Genomic DNA, 18,441 nt, shown 5'->3' with positions numbered 1-18,441 from the left:
GCAGACAGCCCAGGGTCTGTCCGGGAGGGCATGACCGGAAGGCGGATCGGGACGACGCTCGGAAGCAAGGCCAGCTGCCGCGTGCCCCCGTTCTCAGGCTCTGGCGCAATTTCCGTGATCGCGTAGCCGTGAGTGACACCGGCTGGGCAGGCAGCGAGGATCGGTCCGAGCACGCGTGCTGCCCGCATGTCGACCGAGCTGCTGACGAACGAGTCTCAGTCAACAAGGTCTCTCACTTCGTAGCTGGCCAGCCCCATGACAAGGAGGGGCGGTACCAGTGCGTTCAGGCCGCTGCCCGGTCCGCCGGGCCAACCGCGGGCGGCGCGTCGGCCACCCGGGAGTTACGGCCGAGCGTCAGGATGCGTCATCGTGTGCCTCTGCGGCCAGCGCGACGCGGCGCAGCATGTCGGACAGAGCACGGCGCTCGTCCCGCGAGAGGACGCCGAGAAGCCGGTATTCCTCGTCGCCGACCACGTCCATCGCGCTCAGCCAGGTCGCGCGGCCGGAGTCGGTCAACTCCACGTCGACGCGGCGCCGGTCGGTCTTTGACGGCTTACGGCGTACGAAGCCGCGGCGCTCCAGAGCGTCGAGGCGGCCCGTGATCGAGGCGGGAGCGAGGTCGAGATCGGTGGCGAGCTCGGAGGGTGTCGCCCGGCCCGCGCGGGCGGCGAGCTTGTGCAGCGTGTCGAACTCGTGGCGATCCAGGTCGTAGTTGGCCAGTGATCGCTCGCGGACCTTGCCCAGATGCCAGGTGACCTTCTTCATGCGGGTCACCGCGCCCTCGATGTCCGGATCGAGGTCGGGCAGCACCGCCATCCAGCGGGTGACGTGCTCGTCCGTCCAGTCGTGCGCTCCGGGCTCCTCGTGCTTCATGGTTCCCAGCTTACGCCGCGACGCTTCGGAATCAGATATTTCGGAGTCTTATATTTCGTTGACGAAAGTTTGATGCCGAAATACATTCGTCGCCATGTCACACCGACTGCTGCGCAACCGCGCCTTCCGGCTGCTCTTCCTGGGGAAGTCGCTGTCCCTTGTCGGCGACGCCGTTGTGCCCGCCGCACTGTCCCTCGCCGTCCTGCGGGCCACCGGCTCCACGTCCGCCCTCGCAATCGTCCTCGGCTGCGCGATGGTGCCGAGACTCCTGTTGCTGCCTCTCGGCGGTGTCGTCGGAGATCGGTTCAACGCTCGGACCGTGGCGCTCACCACCGATCTCGTACGCTGTGCCGCGCAGCTCTACGTCGGTCTCCAACTACTGGGCGGAGTAACAGGGTTGTGGCAGATCGCCCTCGCGGAGGCGATCGGCGGGGCCGCCTCCGCATTCGCCATGCCGACGCTGCCGCGGCTGATCACCGGCTCGGTGCCCGGCGACGACCGGCAGGCCGCCAACTCGGCGCTCGGCGCCGTCAAGAGTGTCACGGGCCTCGGTGGACCGGCCCTGGCCGGCGCGCTGATTCTCATCGCGGGACCCGGCTGGGCGTTCGTCCTGGACGCCGTGTCCTTTGCGGTCAGCGCGGGGCTGGTCGCCACGATCCACTTCCGCCATGTCCCGGCAGAGCGCCGCTCGCTGCGCGGCGATCTCGTGGAGGGCTGGCAGGAGGTCCGCAACCGGGACTGGTACTGGACGAGCCTCCTCGCGCACGCCGCGTGGAACGGAGCCGCAGCCGTGCTGATGACGATCGGCCCCGTCCTGGCCGTACGGCAGTTGGGTGGCGAACGGGTCTGGGTGGCGATCCTCCAAGCCGGAGCCGTGGGACTGCTGCTCGGCTCCCTGCTCGCCGGGCGCGCCCGCCCCCGCCGCCCCGTCCTTGTGGCCAACCTCGGCCTGGCGACCTACGCGCTGCCGCTCGCCCTGTTCGCGGCCGGCACCCCTGCCGTCACCGTCATCGCCGCCTACGGCCTCGCCCTGGCGGGCCTTGGCTTCCTCAACCCCGTATGGGAGACCTCTGTCCAGGCCGCCATCCCGCCCGGCGTGCTGGCTCGCGTCACCTCGTACGACTGGCTGCTGTCCCTGAGCGCCATGCCCCTCGGTTACGTCCTCGCCCCGCTCGCGGCGAGCGCGTGGGGCCCGCAGGCGCCGCTCTGGGCCGCGGCGATCGCAGTCGCCCTGGCCTGCGCGGGAACCGCAGCCGTACCGGGCGTCCGCCGCTTCACCGTCACGGACGGCGTGACCAACGCCCTCACGCCGACGACCGTGACCCGCGGCCACTACGGGGACGAGCACGCAACCGACCGGGCAGACATATCGACCGGACGCGACAATGTAACCAGGTGACCGCCGGGGCCCCTCATCCGCAAGAGGAAGGAGGGCAAGAGCCACAAGCAGGCGATCCTCGCACTCGCTCGCCGTCGGCTCGACGGCCTATGGGCTCTCATCCGGGATCAACGGCACTGGATTCTCGAGCCGCCCCAGCTGGCTTGACAAGGATGATTGGGAATCAGTCACCACCATCCCCGCCGCCTCGTAGCGGGCGGTGAGGCGTTCGAGGGCGCCCTGTGTCTGCCCGGTCGCGGCGAGTTGTCTTGATCACGCAGTGGGCCGTTGCTAAGCCTTGGGAACTCAACGCTAGGGAGCACGCTGTGCATCAAGAGCCCCCTCTGCCCGTTCCTCCGCGTTCACGTGTCCGGGCATTCATCTGCGCTGTCGCGGCCATCGCCCTCGTGACGCTCACCGCTGCGACAAGTCCCTGCGACGCGGACACCCGGACCGCAGCGGACCCGGCAGCCGTGGTCCGCGAGTGGAACGCCATCGCCACCGACACGATCAAGACCAGCCTCGGCCCACGCCCCTCCGGGCAGGTAGCGATCTGGGAGGGGTTCGTCTCCGTCGCCGTGTACAACGCCGTGGTGGGGATCGAAGGCGGCTACGCCCTGTACAAATGGCACGAGCGCGGTCCGGCCAAGGCATCCTCTGCGGCGGCCGCCGCCACTGCGGCCCACGACGTGCTGCTGACCTACTTCCCTGCCTTCAAGGAGCGGCTCGACACCGCCTACGCGGACTCGCTCGCCGCTCTTCCGGCCGGCCAGGCCAGAGACCGGGGCGTGGACTACGGGAGGCGCGCTGCCGCCCGCATCATCGAACTCCGGGAAGGGGACGGCAGGTTCGCGGACGTTCCTTTCACCGCTTCCCCGGCACCGGGGGTCTGGCGGCCCACCCCGCCCGCGTTCCAGCCCTTCATCGACACCTGGCTCGCCAGGCTCCGCCCCCTCATGCTCGCCTCCCCGCAGCAGTTCCGCCCCGGCGGACCACCCGCCCTCTCCTCGGCCGCTTACGCCGAGGATGTCCAGGAGCTGAAGGCCATGGGCGCGAAGACCGGCTCGGGCAGGAGCGCGCAGCAGACCGAGACCGCCCTCTTCTTCAGCGGCAACCTGGTCGAACAGGTCCAGACGGCCGTACGAGACCACGCCGCTCGGCACCGGCTCGGTATCGCCGAGACGGCCCGGCTGTTCGCCGCGGTGAACTCGTCTGCGACCGACGCCGTCGTCACCGCATGGGACGCCAAGCTCCACTACGGCTCCTGGCGGCCGATCACCGCCATCCGCCTCGCCGGCACCGACGGCAACCCCGCGACGACGGCAGACCCGGCCTGGGAGCCGCTGCTCCTCACCCCGCCACACCCGGACTATGTCGCCGGCCATACGACCGTCGCCGCTGCGGTGGCACGCGCCCTGATCGGCGTGCTCGGCACCTCGCGCATCGACCTCTACGTCCCCTCCGAGGTCACCGGCACGACACGGTTCTACGGGTCCGCCGACGACCTCAACCGGGACGTCGTCGATGCCCGTGTGTGGGGCGGCGTCCACTCCCGTACGGCGGACGTAGCCGGCTGCCGGGCCGGCACGCACGTGGCCGCCTGGGCGCTGGACCACTACTTCCAGCCGGTCGGCAAGGACGGTACCCAGCCGTCCGGCCACTGACTGCACCACAGAACCGAAGCGGATCCGTCGTCGAGCCGGGGAGGCGTCCTGCCTCCCCGGCGGCAGGCTTTTCCGGCGTCGGTAGCGCTGCTCTCTGAGATCCCGGGCTGAGTCCCCTTCGAGGTCGCGGTCAGCCGTTCGTAGTCGCGGGCCAGCCGACGGTTTCGGACCAGCCAGCCGAAACTTCGCTCCACCACCCAGCGACGGGGCAGGACCTTGAAGCCCCTGACATCATCGTCCGCTTCACGATCTCCGCGACGATGCCCAACGCGTCGCGGGCCCATGAAAGCAGCGTGCAATCAACGAAGTTGGCGTGTCCACCGCCGGCCCACACCAGGCCGACCGTGCGGAAGGCATCCGCGAGCCGGGCCAGGACGGTGCGGCCTCCCGCGCGGTCCTGCACGGACGCGGAAGTGACCGCGACGACCAGCAGCAGGCCCATCGTGTCGACGATCACGTGTCTCTTCCGCCCTGTCGTTCGCTTCCCCGCATCGAATCCACGCGCCTCGCCGCCCTCGCTGGTCTTGATCGACCGGGCGTCGATCACGGCGGCCGACGGCTCAGGATCGCGTCCGGCCCCGATCCGGAGCTGGCGGCGTAGCTCATCGTGGATCCGGTCCCAGCTGCCGTCCCGGCGCCACTTTCACCTCCGACGGGAAAACCCTGGCCACAGCGGGAGATAAGGGCACCGTACGGCTGTGGGACACCGCCTCGGGCCAGCCTCTCAGCCAAGCCCTCCCGACCGCCCCTGGCGACCCGGTCCTCGCCCTCGCCTTCACACCCGATGGCAACACACTGCGCGTCGCAGGCCGGCACACCCCCGTACAGAGCTTCACCGTCGCCCCGGAGATTGCTACCCGCGCCCTCTGCCAGCGGGCCGATGGTGGCCTCACTCCCGACGAGTGGCACAGCTACCTACCCGACACCCCCTACCGCACCACCTGCTGAAGGCCGCTGGCGAGCCGCACAGCGGGGCAACCGCGGACGGCCGCCTTCACGTCGCTTCGACCTCCAGATAGTGACGGCCGCCGGGGCCCCGGACCTCCAGCGCCTCGAAGCCCCAATTCCGCAGTGCCTTCTGGCGCCGCCGGAGGTGGTCTTGCTCCTGGTATCGCGCACCACTCCCCCCCGGCCCCACCCAGCGCACCCACACCCGATCGATCCCGTCTCCTTCACTGGTGCGGTAGCCGGTCCGCACCGGCTCGGCGTCCTCGCCCGCGGCTGAGGGGGTATGCCTCCGGCTCGCCGCAGCCCGCCAGGCCCACACCGACACCGTCAGCCCGTACTACGACGCCGAACTCATGGCGCTCGCGGACGCCGAGGTACGCCGCGCAACCGCCGCCCGGGACACCACTCTCAGCCGCAGCGCAGCAGCACAAGTGGCCGAGCAGCGCTCGCCTCCCTACCAGGCTTCCGCACCGGCGACGCCCTCGCGTCCGCCATCCTCACCTGAAGAAGCACGACAGCGACCGAAGGCTCGCCCCTCTTCCTTCCGGCAAGTGACAAGCTGCGTAATGACCTGTTACGGCACCCGGCTGCACAAGCCCATGCGCCATCAACTGATGAGCTCGGGCCTTATCAGGGCTACGTACGTACCGTTGGATGCGCTTCCCGCAGGTCACATGGCGTTAGCCATCCATGGTGTTCCAGCGATCCGCTCGCACCGGACGAGACTGACTTCTGGCGGCCCATCAGCAGATGTTGTGGTAGGGCAGTTCTGGGACGTACTCATTCCACTCGGTGTGAGTGAATCCGTGCCCGGCACGGCGGCAGGTTCGCGCCGCGAGGGAGGGCAGGTCGGTGGGATAGGCGTGCAGCGGCACGTACAAGCCTGACGTACGCAACGTTCTGCCGTCCTCGTCGAATCCCACGGACAGGATCGGTTCGTTGGCTGTGGGCAGCGCCGAGCCCAGCCGTTGGCCGGAAGGGACGTCCCACAGCTGGAGGGTGCCGTCGTCGCCTCCTACGGCGAGCGTCCGGCTGTCGGAAGAGAAGGCCAGGGACTGAACGGTTGCGCCGGAGTCCCGCCGGGCGTCGGTGAAACTGCCGGCCAGTACCGCGAGTCGATGCGTGGCCTCGCCGTCCCACAGGGTCACCCGGCCGGACTGGTCGCCGGCGGCCAGGTAGCCGCTGTCCGGGCTGAAGGCGAGTGCCGTGGTCGTGTCCGGTGCAAGGCGTCGGCTGTCGACGCGCCGCGAGGACAGATCGCCGATGTGTCCGTCCGAGGTGGCGATGGACGTGCCGTCGGGGCGGACGGCAAGTACCTCTCCTCCGCCGGTGAACGGCCTTCCGGTTCTCACACCGCGTTCGATGTCCCAGGACTCGATGTGGTAGTTGTCCGTCAGCCGGGAGATCAGCAGGGTTCGGCCATCCGGGCCGAGAGCGATGGCGCTGACGACGCCCCGGGCGTTGGTGGGGCGGCCCAGGTCGACGGTCGCGCGGGCGCGGCGGGCGCGTACGTCCCACACGCTGGCCCGTTGTGTGGTGCGGGAGTCCTCGCCGGTACTGGCCGTGTAGGCGAAGGTGCTGCCGTCGGAGCTGAAGGCCATCAGCTCTCCGCAGTCCTGAGGACCGTCTCCCGGCTCGTCCGGGTTTACGGGGCACGGTATGCCCGGCAGGTCCACCTGGGTGCGGCCGGTGCGGGCGTCCGTCAGACGGAAGCGGCTCATGTGTCCGCTGCGCCACGTGGTGGCCAGCGTCCGGCCGTCCGGGCTGAACTGGGCCCGTTGCCGTTGTTCGTCACGCCAACCAGGGGCGGTGACGTCACGCACCGACAGAGTGCGCACTATGGTTCCCGTCACGGAGTCCTCTCCGGACTGCGTCATGTAGCGGACCGTGTGGCCGTCCGGATCCACGCCGAGAGACCCCAGGAGACCCAGACGTTGGTCGCCGCCGGACGGCAGCGAGTAGCGGAAGACGGGGCCGGATGCGTCTGCCGACAGCCGCCACAGCCGGATCTCCTGGTCATTGGCGGTCGCGAGGAAACGGCCGTCCTGACTGAAGGACATGTCCGCGATGTCGGTGTAGCCGGCTCCGGCGTCGTCACCGAAACTGGTGGGGATGTCGTAGCCCTTGTGCGGGCCGGAGGCGTCAGGTCGGAGGTTCCACAGACGTAGTCCTCCCTCGGGCATGGCCGCGACGATCTGGTGGCTGTCGGGGCTGAATAGGGCGGAGCACCCCATTTCGGTGCCCTTGGGTCCGCCGGGCGTGGGCAGGGTACGGTGCCGAACCAGATCCCACACCTGCATAGGCCGACCCGTCTCACATACAGTGGCCAAGCGGTCGTCGGGGCTGATGGTCACGCCCTGGACTTGCCGGCCCTGCCGCTCGAACAGCAACCGGTGGCGTCGCCAGTCCCATACCTGGACGCGGTTGATGCCGCCGGAGTTGTCGGTGACGTCGAACGTGTGCCCGCCGGTGTCGAACCCCCCGGACCTGACGGTGTGCAGGGGGATGGCGGCCCCGGTGTACCGGCCCGCGACGATGTCCCATACGCGAGCGTCTGTGCCCAGCAGCAGGAGGTAGCGCCCGTCGGGGCTCACGTCATGTACGTCGTACATGACGTCCTCCCCCAGGCCGCGGAAAGTGCCGGTCCTGCGGTGCGTCCTGACGTCCCAGAGCACCACGCGGTCGCCACCGGTGGCGACCAGGGTGCGGGTGTCGGGGGTCATGAAGTACTGGCTGTCCTCGTCGCCGGAGGGCGCGAAAGTGTCCTGTTCCTTCTGGGCCAGGGCACCGATGAGGGCGGAGCGCGTCTCAACCGTGTCGGCGATCCGCCAGGCGGCGACGCTGAGCCGCATGGCCGTGACCGGGTCGGTGTAGCGCAGGCTGTCCGCGAGGGCGGCGACCCTGCGGGCGGTGGCCTGGGTGCGCTGCACGGTGCTGGTCCGGCTCTGCTGCCAGGCGATCACTCCTGCCGTCAGGGCCAGCGCGACCAGGGCGGACACCACGGTGGCCAGGATGCGCGGACGGGCGCGCTCACGGCGCCGGGCCTGCAGGCTGGCGGCGAGGAACGCGCCCTCCAGGGCCGTCAGGACCGCTTCCCGATCCTGGGCGGGAAACGCCTCTTCCGTGGCGGCCAGGAGCGTGCCCCGGTACAGAGCACCGGGATCGCGGTCCAGCGCGTCCCAGGCAGCGGCGGCCTCCGTCAGCCGTCGATGGGCACGCAGCCGCTCACGATCGGTGTCGATCCAACTCCGAAGACGAGGCCAGGCACTGATGAGTGCCTCGTGAGCCAGGTCGACCTGCTCGCCGTCCAGAGTGAGCAGTCGGGCACGGGCCAGCTGCTCGGTGACCGTCGTGGTGTCGGTGGCCTTGCCGAAGCCGAACTCCTCGCGGCGGACGGGTCTGCGGGTATCGGGTGCGCCGTCTCCCGGGGTGACCAGGCGCAGCAGGATCCGACGCGCGAGGTCGGCCTGGGCTGGCGTGAGCCGGTCGTAGATGTCTTCGGCGGTGCGGGTGATGGCACCGTGCAGGCCACCGAGGGACTCATAGGCCTCAAGAGTGAGGGCTCGGCCCTTGCGGCGCCGCCAGGTTTCCAGCAATGCATGCGACATGAGCGGCAGGGCCCCGGGTTCCCCTTCGACCTCGTTGAGAATGTGCGTCGTCAGTCCGCGTTCCACGATCAGCCCTGTGGCCTGTGCGGGTTTGACGATGGCCTGGCGTAGTTCGTCGCTGCTCATCGGCCCGGCGAGCACGGTGCCGTCCTGCAGGGCGGCGGTCAACTGAGAGTGCTCGGCGCAGCGGCCGAGGAAGTCGGCGCGTACGGCGATGACGACGCGCAGTCTGCTCCCGGGATCGGTAGCGGTCAGGAGGCGGTCGATGAACTGGTCGCGCTCGTCCGGGTCGTGGCAGAGGGTGTAGAGCTCTTCGAACTGGTCCACGATCAGCCACGTGTCCCCGTTGCCGTCCTTCGGGGTCAGCCGCTGCTCATGGGTGCGTAGGGGGTGCTCGCCAGGAGTGAGGACGCGCAGCGCGGCCGGCTGTGGGCCGGCCGGGTCAGGGGTGCGGAGGCGGGGAATGAGGCCGGCACGCAGTAGAGAGGACTTGCCACTGCCTGAGGGGCCGAACACGGCGGTGAACCGACGGGAGTGGGTCAGCTCGACCAGGCGGTCGGTGAGCTCGTCGCGGCCGAAGAACAGATTGGTGTCGCCCGGCTCGAAACGGGACAGACCCCGGTACGGAGGCTCGACGTCCTCATCCTCGGCCCGGGGTTCCGCCGCTACTTCAGCGGCCGCCTGCCGCCAACGCTCCTCCCACTCCTCCGGATCACCGCTGCACGCCCTGACATAGGCCAGCACGACGGGCAGGGTCGGCAGCCGCTCACCGCCGGCGGCCTGCGACAGGGTGCTGGTCCCCTGACCGGTGCGCTGCGCCATCACCCGGTAGGTCGGATTCCCGGCCTCCGCCCGAAGTTTGCGTAACTCGGCCGCGAACCGCGCCACCGGCCCGGTGCTGGGATCGAGTGGGCTTTCAGGACGTCCCGCCATCGACAGCTCACCCCTCTTGCCGCCCGCTTCCCCCGTGGACGCGGCGTAGTGGCCGGACAAGGTACGCAACCTCGTGGCACGAGCGCAATCCGAGGCGTCTCCTTTGGCCAACGCCGCAACGCTGTGCCCGTGACCTGCAGCGAGTCCATTGTTCAGGGCAGCAGAACTGGCTGCCCATTCAATTCCCGACCCGCTGAACTCAGTGGTGCAGGGCGGTCGCCCAGGCCCAGCGTCAGTTGTCGGCCGGCTCGATACAGCTCCGGCACAAGCACGTGGCCAGGCGGCCCCCCACCCGAGTGAAGCAATGAAGGAGCCAGTGTTCATGAGCGAGAACGAGCAGACGCCGCCTTACCCGCAGGCCGGCGCGGGGGTCTTCGACATCGACCCCGATCAGACCGGCGTCAGCCAGGACCCCGCCCACGAGGTCACCTCCGACCTTGACGCACTCCCCGACGACATGGAGCTCTGACACCTGCCATGGGAACCGCACAGGGAATGATCGCCGCCGCCCGCAAGCTGCTGGGCACCACCGAGCACCCGCCCGGCTCGAACCACAACCTCATCACCTCGTGGTACGGCTTCTCCGGCCCGTGGTGCGACATGTCCATCAGCTACGAGGCGGCCCACTCCAACAATCTCAAGGCCGTGATGGGCAAGTTCGCCCTCACCACCGCCCACGCCCGCGCCTTCCAGAGCCACGGCCGCTGGCACTACGGTCTGGGCGGCATCCGCCCCGGCGACGTCGTCTTCTTCGACTTCTCTGGCGGCCGGTCCATCAGCGGCATCGACCACGTCGGCCTCGTCGAGGCCGTCCACTCCAACGGCACCATCACCACCCTGGAGGGCAACACCTCCGACGCCTTCCGCCGCCGGGTCCGCGGAGGCGCCTGCGTGGTCGGCTACGGCCGCCCCGCCTACGAAGGTGCGGCCCCTATGCCGAGCCACGACGGCATCCTGCGCACAGGCTCCACCGGCAAGGCTGTCAAGACCCTCCAGAAGAACCTCAATACCGTGCAGAAGGCCGGCCTCACTGTCGACGGCCAGTTCGGCGCCGCCACCGACCACGCGCTCCGCACCTTCCAGTCGAAGCACAAGCTGACCGTGGACGGCGAGTACGGGCCGCACACCGCCGCCGTGATGAAGGCCGCCCTCGCCGGCCGTAGCGGTGTCGTCAAGCCCAAGGCTCTCGTCGCAGCCCCCGCACTGCTCGCCGTGGACGGCCAGTTCGGGCCCGCCACCTGCGCCGCCCTGCAGCGCACGCTCAACAGCCAGACGGGGGCCGGGCTGGACGTCGACGGCGCCTTCGGTCCGCTGACCGTCAAGGCCCTCCAGGAGTACCTCAAGGTCACTGCCGATGGCATCACGGGGCCCGACACCGTGACCGCCCTCAACAAGCACCTCGGCCTGACGCCCCAGGACACCTGGGAGGCAAGCACCACCACCCAGCTCCAGAAGGCCCTCAACGCCAACACCTTCTGACCGAGCCCAGACGGCACCACATCCATCAACCCAGGGAGATCTCATGCGCCTTGCGAGGTACGCCGCCATCGCGGTCGCTACAGTCACGCTCAGTTGGGGCATCATCGCTGCAGCTCCGGCGCCCGCCGTCCACGGCCCGGTCAGCAGCCTCTCCGCGTCCTCCTGCAACGGGCCGCTGCACACATACCGCGACGCCGGCTACCGGGGCGGCTGGAAGAGGTTCTGCTCCTCCGACAAGGACCTGTCCAACAACAAGTTCGACAACGGGTCGAAGGTGGACGAGCAGATCACCTCGGTGAAGAACACCGGCGGCTGCTACTGGAGCCTCTTCCGCAAGAAGAACTTCCACGGCGTGAGCACGCGCTCCTACCCGCACACCAAGGACCCGAACCTGAGCAACGACGCGGTCGGAAGCGACGCGGCCCGCTCGCTTAGGCAGGAGTGCTGAGCTCTCCGCAACTGTGCGACCCGCGGTTGCCCCGCCGTCACCGTGCGGCGGGGCACCGCTCTCTTCGACGCCCCAGGAGGCCAGCCATGCGTCACCGTCGCATCGCCGCTCTCGCCGCCGTACTTGCTGCCGCCGTCCTCGCGCTGGCCTGCTTGCATCAGCTCCCCACCGTGTCCGGCAGCCGCCGCCCGCTCTCCCCGGCCGTGCCCGCAGCCGACCAGGAGGCGAAATCCCTGCTCCTCCCCGTCGACGACTACACCCTCGACACACCGCAGACGACATTGATCCTGTCCGCGGAGGACCAGCTCACCGCCGCGTGCATGGCGCGCCTTCACCTGAAGTGGCCCCAACTGACACGCCACCCATCGCCGTTCACCCCGAACAGACTGCGGTACGGCCCCATCGAGCCCCAAGTCGCCGCGCGATACGGATATCACGAGCTTCCCGACCCCGACCTGTCCCGGCGCGAGCAGCAGAGCGCCGAACGCGACGCCGGGCTCAGCCCCCGCCAACGAGCCGCCGCTTACGGCACCCCGCACCGGCCGGGTTGCCGTTCCCAGGCCCACACACGTCTGCTGGCACAGGTACCGGACGTCCCCTGGGACCTGCTCAACCAGATCACCACCACCAGCTACGACCTCGCACGCCAGTCGCCCGCAGTCACCACCGCCGGCCGTCGCTGGAGCACCTGCATGCGCCGGCGTGGTTTCCACTATGCCGACCCGGTAACCGCAGCCGACGATCCCCGCTGGAACACCAGGTTTGCGAGCCGTGCCGAAATCGCCACCGCCCAGGCCGACGTCGCGTGCAAACAGCTCACCGGCCTGGTCCGGACCTGGTGGCGGACCGAGGCCGCGCTGCAGAACGAAGCCATTGCCCGGCACGCCCGCCAGTTCCGCGCCATCGCCGCCGCCCGCAACCAGTACCTGACCCGGGCCCGGCAAGTCCTCGCCAGCACGTCGCCAGCTGACACAGGCCGCCCGCCGTTCGCATCCCAGACTCGTTCTTCTGGCCACACGGATTCTGAGCTCACGGAAAGCTGATGGGAGGGTTCATCGGTCGACGCCCCTCATACAGCGCACCCATGCACTACAACCAGGCGTAGGTGGAGGGGCCCTCCCGGCCCAGGGCGCAGGGGGCCGGGGCCGCCCGAGCCCTGCCGTCCTGTCAACGCAAGGCACTGCAACGCCGGGGTCCAGCAGCCGGAAGCGATCATCTTGCCGCAGCGGGATGGTGAGCGCGCGCCGCCTCAACTTCCGCTGCGGCCTTCAGCGGTAGGCAGCGGCCGCAGGTCGGCCGGTCGCACACCTGCAGCGGACCGTCCCATCGGTGGCGTCCGCGCCAGAGCTGTTCGTAGCACCGTTGGTCTGGCCCGGACTGCGGCATCAGCCGCAGTGCGCGCCGCATGGCCGACCGGGCCGCGGTCAGCGCGCCGGGCACGGTGGGGTCGGCCAGCAGCCGCATCGCCTCGGAGATCGCGGTGCAGCCCTGGCGGCGGTAGCCCGGCAGCTCGCCCGGGGAGACGCCTGGGCCGCGGACACGGTCGGCCGTGTCCACGGCCCGGCGCCATTCCGGGGCGCCCGGCTCGTCCTGCCATGTCGCCATCGGCCCTCCGCACGTTGCTCCTGCGCCGGTTCCCCCTCCTTGTAGCGTCCGGGCTCCGGCCAGGTCGCTGGCGACACCGCCCTGTTCACCCGGACGGCCCCGGCTCGGCCAGGCCCAGGTCCTCGCGGAGACGAACGAACCGCACGGTGCGGTGCCGGGTGGTGCCCACCTCAGCCTCGGCGAGCAGCGGCGTGACCACCGGGTGGCCCCCGCCAGGCAGCGCCTCCCGGACGCCGTCCGCGAGTGCCCGGCCGACGTCGGCGCGCTGCCTGCTGTCCCGCTGCGCTGTCTGATGGGAGGGAGCCGTCCGGGAGCCGGACGACGAGGTAGGCGGGGCGGGACGGGGAGCCCGCGATCGCCACGATCTCCGTGTCCACCGTGTCGACATGTCACTGGTGGAGTGTCGGTATTCGAGAGTTGCAGTATTCGCCCCGCAGGGCGAGCAGCCCCGCACCCGGCCCGGTCACGTCAGCGGTGACAAGGCGTACAGCTCTCGCCGCAACAGGCGCTGTCTGCGAAGACGCCGGATCAAGCACACGATCCCGGAGCCGAGGGACCATAGCGTGAACACAACGGTCGTCGGCACCTCGCAGGCCGTGGCACACGTGGCGGGACTCGCCGCCTGCCTGCTCTCCACGTCGAAGGATCTGACCCTCACGACCGTCGGAAAGGCCACCACCACTCTGGCTGTCCCCGACCGCCTGCTCGATCTGCCAGTGGGCAGCCGAACCTGCTGGCGTTCAACAACGCGTCGACCGGCTGACCATCTCCCTACAGAGGGCCGTGCTGTTCGTCGTCGACCCAATCGGTACCCGGGCGCGGCCGGCAGGCACGCGATGATCCGCCGGACACACTGCCTAGCCCCGCCCTAAGCGGCGTTGGCCAGCGTCAGGGTGAGCTCGGCGATCCGCCACCCACCGTCGGACCGGCGCAGGCCGAACGTGTAGACCCCGGTCGAGATCATCTGGATGCTCTCGCCGGTGTTCCTCGTCTGCACCAGATAGGCCCGCACCTCAGCGGTGGCGGCGTCCGTCGTCGTGACCACGACATTGCCCAGGTGGTGCCGCACCCTTCCGGTCTGGGCCGTGTGCCCGTCACGGATGAAGTCGAGCACCGCCGCGCGTCCGGCGACCGGGCCGAGCACTCCCTGTCCGGGCATCGTGAAGGTCCCGGTGGTGTCTTCGGTCAGGACCGCGTCCAGCTCGGGCACATTCAGCTCGTCCAGGGCGTGGGCGTAGTTCGCCACCGCCTGCTGGAGTTCAGCGATCACGAGACCACCGTCAGCACGATCTTGCCTTGGAGGTGGCCCTGCGCGGCTCGCGTGTGTGCGCTGCCCGCCTCGGGCAGCGGGTAGGTGCTGTCCACCCCGACCTGGAGTTTGCCCTCGTCGAAAAGGCGCCCGATCTCGGCGAGCTGGGGGCCGTTGGAACGCACCTGAATGTCCGAGACTGTGACGCCCAGACTCGCCGTCTCTTCCGGGTCGTACTGGGCGAAGAACACCGGAAGCATGGTGCCGCCGCGCTTGAGCACGGTCAGGAAACGTGAGCTGTCCGGGCCACCGACGGTGTCGATCACCAGGTCGACACCGCTGACCACGTCGGCGGCCTGCGTCCTGGTGTAGTCGATGAACTCATCGGCGCCGAGCTTGCGCAGGAACTGCTCGTGCCGGCCCGAGGCCACCGCGATTACGTCTGCCCCCTTCCATTTCGCCAGCTGTACCGCGAAGTGGCCCACTCCACCGGCGGCCCCGTTGACCAGCACGGTCATCCCTGGCGTGATCGGCACCGGCTGGTGCACCTGGCCGGTGAAAGGAGACGGCACGTCGTGGCCGAGATCAACCAGGTACTGCCAGGCCGTAAGCACGGCCATCGGCGCCCCAGCCGCCTGCACGTGGTCGATACCGGCCGGCTTGTGAGCCAGGTCCGAAGCCGGCGCGGCCACGTACTCGGCGTACGTCCGGCCGTCGAATCCAGGGAACCGCAGCATGCCGAAGACCTCGTCACCGACGGCGAACCCCAGCACGTCCGGAGCGACCTCCTGGACCACGCCCGACATGTCCGTTCCGGGGATCAGGGGGAACTCCAGCGCCGGCCTCATCTCGGCCGGCATGACCTTCATCCCCTCACGCAGGTACCAGTCCGGCGGGTTGATGCCCGCCGCGTGCACCCGGACGAGCACCTCGCCCGGGCCGATTTCGGGAACCGGCACCTCGTCATACCGCAGAACTTCCGGGCCGCCCGCTTCGTGGAACTGGATCGCCTTCATCGCGCCTGTCGCTTTCTTGGGGAAACGTTGCTCCCTCAGTCAAGGCCCAGGACGGCATGGCCGTCCAAGACCGGTTCGGCAACCTAGTCATTCCGAAACGACATGACACGTACGCTGGAAGGGTGAACGATCTCGGACAGGACCTGGAACTGCGGCTGGTGCGCTACTTCACCGTGGTGGCGGCGCACCAGCACTTCGGCCGGGCCGCTGCCGACTTGCACGTGGCCCAGCCGGCGCTGAGTCGCCAGATTCAACGGCTCGAGAAGTATCTCGGCGCACGACTGCTGGACCGCGTACCCCAGGGCACCCGGCTCACTCCGGCTGGCCAGAGGTTCCTCCCCCGGGCCCAAGCCCTGCTGCAGGCCGCCCGCCAGGCCGAGCTGACCGTGCGTGAACAAGCCGAGACCGAACGAATCGCCATCGGCTACGTTGAAGACCTGGTGATCACTGCCGCCGTACGGGAACTGCGCGGCCGTTGCCCGGACGCCGAGATCTCCACCCGGTACCTGAGCTGCCGCGACGTCGGGGCGCTGTCCGACAAGCGCGTCGACGCCCTGATCGCGCGGGCCCCGCTGCCGCTTGCCGCCGACGACGTGTTCACCACCCCGCTCTACGAGGAGCCCCGGATGCTCGTGGTCCCGCGCGGCCATCCCTTGGCCGACCGCGCGTCGGTGACCGCGGAAGAACTGGCCGGCGAGGAGGCGGCGCCGTGCGCGTTCGCAACCGCGGACTGGACTTCCTACCGGATCCTCGGGGCCGGCGTGCCGCCGATCGAGAGCTACGAGGACAAGCTCGAATTCGTCGCGAGTGGCAGGGCGATCGCCGTGCTACCGGTCGGCGATCGGCGTAGCTCACTGCGTCCCAACCTCGTCACCGTCCCGATCGAGGGCGCTCCCCCCAGCCAGGTCGTCCTGGTCAGCCGCAAGGGCGACCCGAATCCGATGATCAGGGATCTCCGGCTGGCGGCCAAGGCCGTCCTGACCGCCCCGGCAGCCTGACCGGGACCAGCCGACCCGCTTGGCGCTGAACTGCACCAAGCGGTGACGCGCGCCGTGTTCGTCGCGCATCTGCCGGTATCGCTCGGGGTACGGAGATGGCGGCCACCGACACCGCCCCGTACGGCGACATGGCCTTCGGCCTGTACAAGATGGACGAGGGCGTCGCCCGCCTCTCCCCGCTCATGCCCGCATATCAACTTCTTGGGCCGCTACCTGTTCAACATTAAGGCCGCCGACCACGGCCGGGGCTTGCGCCCCTTCCGTGACCCCGACGCTGCCGAAGGCGACTATGGTGCTGGTCAACTACGCCACCCGCAAAACCCCGGCCGTCAGGATCTGGCTGCTGGCCCACCCCGCCTTCACGTGCACTTCACGCCACCGGATCGTCGTGGCTGAACCTGGTGGAACGCTGGTTCGCCGAGCTGATCAACAAGCAGATACGACGAGGCGTCCACCGATCCGTGCAAGCCCTGGCGGGTCGTTTCGGGGAATCGCGTTGTGTCGGGGGTTCGGCGCGCGGAGACCGGCGTCGGGGTGTGGAGTTCCCCGATGAACCCCCGGTTGATGCTGCCGGATCGTCAGGGCCGGGCCGGGAGGTTGGCTTCCCATCCGTCGAGGAGTCGTTCGAGTCCCAGTTGGAAACCGCGCTCGGCGCTGTCGGCCGCGTGGGGAAGTTCGGCATCGCGAATGACCCGGGCGAGGAGTGGGTGGCGCCCGGCTTTGACGACTTTGTCGAGGTAGGGCGCGTGGGCGTCCATCCATTCCTGGATGCCGACTCCGGAGCGTCGGACGGCTTCCTGTTGGGCGAGCTCGCCGATGGCGTAGCCGCGGACGAAGGCCTGCAGCGTGTTGACGACGGTGATCATGACGTCGATGTCGAAGCCGAGGGGATCGAGGGCGGCGAGTGCGTATTCGGTGGCATCGAGGGAGTTCGGTCCAAGTGATGGGCGCCCTGCTGCGAGGGAGGCCATCCAGGGATGCCGGTGGATGGTGGCTCGGGAACGATGGGCCAGGCTTCGCAGGTCGCTGCGCCAGTCGCCGGTGGGGGCAGGCGGGCCGCCGTCTTCGGCCGCTACGGCGTCGAGCATGAGGTCGAGCAGGTCGTCTTTGGACGCCAGGTAGCGGTAGAGCGAGGCTGTGCCCGTTCCCAGTTCCTTGGCGACGCGCCGCATGGACAGTGCCTCGATGCCCTCGGCGTCGGCGATCTCGATAGCGGCGCTGGTGATCTCCGCCCGGGTGCGTGACGGCGCGGGGCCTTTCGCGGCCCGCTCCGGCCGGTTCCAGATCACCGTGTGAGCGTCATCCATCGGTTTTCCTCCTCACTACTGCGCTCACTGTTCGCAGTAGTGCTATCGTGTCGCCGGTACTGCGAACACTGTATCGCAGTAGAGCGGTGTCCAGCCGAAAGGGAAACCACCATGACCACTCCCGTCACGATCATCGGCGCCGGGCTCGGCGGCCTGACCCTCGCACGGGTCCTGCACCTGCACGGCATCCCCGCGACCATCTACGAAGCCGAGACATCGGCGGACGCCCGCACGCAGGGCGGTCAGCTCGACATCCACGAGTACAACGGGCAGCTCGCCCTCGAAGCGGCCGGCCTCACCGACGAGTTCCGCGCGATCATCCACGAAGGCGGCGAGGCCCTGCGCGTGCTCGACCAGCACGGCGCGGTACTGCTCGACCAGCCCGACGACGGTACGGGCGGTCGCCCTGAGGTGCTCCGCGGAGACCTGCGTCGGATCCTGCTCAACTCGCTGCCCGACGAGATGATCCAGTGGGGACACAAGGTCACCAGTGTCCGCCCCCTCGGAGACGGAAGGCACGAGCTGGCCTTCGCCGACGAGCCAACCGTGACGACCGGCCTCCTCGTCGGCGCGGACGGCGCCTGGTCGAGAATCCGGCCGCTGCTCTCCGACGCGAAGCCCGAGTACGTCGGCACGTCGTTCATCGAGACCTACCTGTACGACGCCGACCAACGCCACCCCGCAGCGGCCAAGGCCGCCGGCGACGGTTCCCTGTTCGCCGTCACAGCCGGCAAGGGGATCCTTGGCCATCGAGAAGCCGACGCCGTTCTTCACACCTACGTCGCACTCAACAAACCGCAGGAATGGATCGCCGCCATCCTCGCCAGTCCCGAAACGGCAGCGGCCCAGGTCGCGGCAGAATTCACCGGATGGGCGCCGGAACTCACCGCTCTCATCACTGACGGGGAAACCGCCCTCGCCCCGCGCCCGATCAG

General features: G+C 69.4%; 16 protein-coding genes and 4 pseudogenes. 12 read left to right on the top strand and 8 right to left on the bottom strand.

Going from position 1 to position 18,441, the window contains the following annotated elements; all coding sequences use genetic code 11:
• Positions 1-354 precede the first annotated feature (354 nt).
• A complete protein-coding gene (locus ABZ471_RS43160; protein WP_359074627.1) occupies positions 355-873 on the bottom strand; it encodes a MarR family transcriptional regulator in 519 nt (172 codons plus the stop codon).
• Positions 874-967: 94 nt separating this feature from the next.
• Between ABZ471_RS43160 and ABZ471_RS43155 the strand changes: the two genes are divergently transcribed.
• From ABZ471_RS43155 to ABZ471_RS43145, 3 genes and pseudogenes are all read left to right on the top strand, one after another.
• The gene (locus tag ABZ471_RS43155; protein WP_359074625.1) at positions 968-2,272 is read left to right on the top strand and encodes an MFS transporter; all 1,305 of its coding nucleotides are present in this window, start codon (positions 968-970) and stop codon (positions 2,270-2,272) included.
• Between the two features lie 18 nt (positions 2,273-2,290).
• A pseudogene (locus tag ABZ471_RS43150) lies at positions 2,291-2,419 on the top strand (IS110 family transposase); the annotation flags it as partial.
• Positions 2,420-2,658: 239 nt separating this feature from the next.
• A complete protein-coding gene (locus tag ABZ471_RS43145; RefSeq protein ID WP_359074623.1) occupies positions 2,659-3,915 on the top strand; it encodes a vanadium-dependent haloperoxidase in 1,257 nt (418 codons plus the stop codon).
• Here the strand turns inward: ABZ471_RS43145 and ABZ471_RS43140 are convergent.
• Positions 3,867-4,127, bottom strand: a complete 261-nt coding sequence (locus ABZ471_RS43140; protein WP_359074631.1) for a transposase — start codon at positions 4,125-4,127, stop codon at positions 3,867-3,869. The genes ABZ471_RS43145 and ABZ471_RS43140 overlap by 49 nt on opposite strands.
• Entirely contained in the window at positions 4,046-4,498 is a 453-nt protein-coding gene (locus ABZ471_RS43135; protein WP_359074629.1) for a transposase, read from the bottom strand. Before ABZ471_RS43135 ends, ABZ471_RS43140 begins: the two co-directional genes overlap by 82 nt.
• 62 nt (positions 4,499-4,560) lie before the next feature.
• On the opposite strand from ABZ471_RS43135, the pseudogene ABZ471_RS43130 reads away from it, so the two are divergent.
• A pseudogene (locus ABZ471_RS43130) lies at positions 4,561-4,863 on the top strand (WD40 repeat domain-containing protein); the annotation flags it as partial.
• A gap of 743 nt (positions 4,864-5,606) precedes the next feature.
• Here ABZ471_RS43130 and ABZ471_RS43125 read toward each other — a convergent pair.
• Positions 5,607-9,464: a DNA-binding protein gene (locus tag ABZ471_RS43125; RefSeq protein ID WP_359074622.1), complete on the bottom strand. Its 3,858-nt coding sequence runs from the start codon at positions 9,462-9,464 to the stop codon at positions 5,607-5,609.
• Positions 9,465-9,726: 262 nt separating this feature from the next.
• Between ABZ471_RS43125 and ABZ471_RS43120 the strand changes: the two genes are divergently transcribed.
• The 4 genes from ABZ471_RS43120 (at position 9,727) to ABZ471_RS43105 (ending at position 12,374) form a co-directional block, all read left to right on the top strand.
• On the top strand, positions 9,727-9,873 hold the full coding sequence (locus ABZ471_RS43120) for a hypothetical protein (RefSeq protein ID WP_359074620.1): 147 nt from the start codon (positions 9,727-9,729) through the stop codon (positions 9,871-9,873).
• Between the two features lie 8 nt (positions 9,874-9,881).
• A complete protein-coding gene (locus ABZ471_RS43115; RefSeq protein ID WP_359074619.1) occupies positions 9,882-10,883 on the top strand; it encodes a peptidoglycan-binding protein in 1,002 nt (333 codons plus the stop codon).
• A gap of 43 nt (positions 10,884-10,926) precedes the next feature.
• Positions 10,927-11,331, top strand: coding sequence for a hypothetical protein (locus ABZ471_RS43110; RefSeq protein WP_359074617.1), 405 nt, complete (start codon positions 10,927-10,929; stop codon positions 11,329-11,331).
• A gap of 86 nt (positions 11,332-11,417) precedes the next feature.
• Positions 11,418-12,374 carry a hypothetical protein gene (locus ABZ471_RS43105; RefSeq protein WP_359074615.1) on the top strand — a complete coding sequence of 319 codons (957 nt, stop codon included), beginning with the start codon at positions 11,418-11,420 and terminating at the stop codon, positions 12,372-12,374.
• 169 nt (positions 12,375-12,543) lie between these two features.
• Here the strand turns inward: ABZ471_RS43105 and ABZ471_RS43100 are convergent, their stop codons facing one another.
• A complete protein-coding gene (locus ABZ471_RS43100; protein WP_359074613.1) occupies positions 12,544-12,936 on the bottom strand; it encodes a hypothetical protein in 393 nt (130 codons plus the stop codon).
• Between the two features lie 443 nt (positions 12,937-13,379).
• Between ABZ471_RS43100 and ABZ471_RS43095 the strand changes: the two are divergent.
• Positions 13,380-13,484: pseudogene (locus ABZ471_RS43095) on the top strand (IS5/IS1182 family transposase); the annotation flags it as partial.
• Between the two features lie 320 nt (positions 13,485-13,804).
• Here the strand turns inward: ABZ471_RS43095 and ABZ471_RS43090 are convergent.
• Together ABZ471_RS43090 and ABZ471_RS43085 are read right to left on the bottom strand one after the other, a co-directional pair.
• Entirely contained in the window at positions 13,805-14,206 is a 402-nt protein-coding gene (locus tag ABZ471_RS43090; RefSeq protein WP_359074612.1) for a nuclear transport factor 2 family protein, read from the bottom strand.
• Positions 14,203-15,201 (bottom strand): NADP-dependent oxidoreductase, encoded by a 999-nt coding sequence (locus ABZ471_RS43085; RefSeq protein ID WP_359074610.1) that lies wholly within the window; start codon positions 15,199-15,201, stop codon positions 14,203-14,205. The genes ABZ471_RS43090 and ABZ471_RS43085 overlap by 4 nt, the downstream gene beginning before the upstream one ends.
• 56 nt (positions 15,202-15,257) lie before the next feature.
• On the opposite strand from ABZ471_RS43085, the gene ABZ471_RS43080 reads away from it, so the two are divergent.
• Together ABZ471_RS43080 and ABZ471_RS43075 are read left to right on the top strand one after the other, a co-directional pair.
• On the top strand, positions 15,258-16,199 hold the full coding sequence (locus ABZ471_RS43080; protein WP_359074608.1) for a LysR family transcriptional regulator: 942 nt from the start codon (positions 15,258-15,260) through the stop codon (positions 16,197-16,199).
• 289 nt (positions 16,200-16,488) lie between these two features.
• Positions 16,489-16,663, top strand: a pseudogene (locus tag ABZ471_RS43075) (IS630 family transposase); the annotation flags it as partial.
• Between the two features lie 114 nt (positions 16,664-16,777).
• On the opposite strand, the gene ABZ471_RS43070 reads toward ABZ471_RS43075, so the two are convergent.
• The gene (locus tag ABZ471_RS43070; RefSeq protein WP_359074606.1) at positions 16,778-17,506 is read right to left on the bottom strand and encodes a TetR/AcrR family transcriptional regulator; all 729 of its coding nucleotides are present in this window, start codon (positions 17,504-17,506) and stop codon (positions 16,778-16,780) included.
• Positions 17,507-17,617: 111 nt separating this feature from the next.
• Between ABZ471_RS43070 and ABZ471_RS43065 the strand changes: the two genes are divergently transcribed.
• Positions 17,618-18,441: FAD-dependent monooxygenase (locus tag ABZ471_RS43065; protein WP_359074605.1), on the top strand; the 824-nt coding region annotated here is incomplete at its 3' end.

The sequence above is a fragment of the Streptomyces sp. NPDC005728 genome, from assembly GCF_040630895.1.
In the GTDB taxonomy this organism is placed as follows: domain Bacteria; phylum Actinomycetota; class Actinomycetes; order Streptomycetales; family Streptomycetaceae; genus Streptomyces.
The sequence above is the reverse complement of the archived record's forward strand: the minus strand, read 5'-3'. Positions and strand labels throughout refer to the sequence as shown.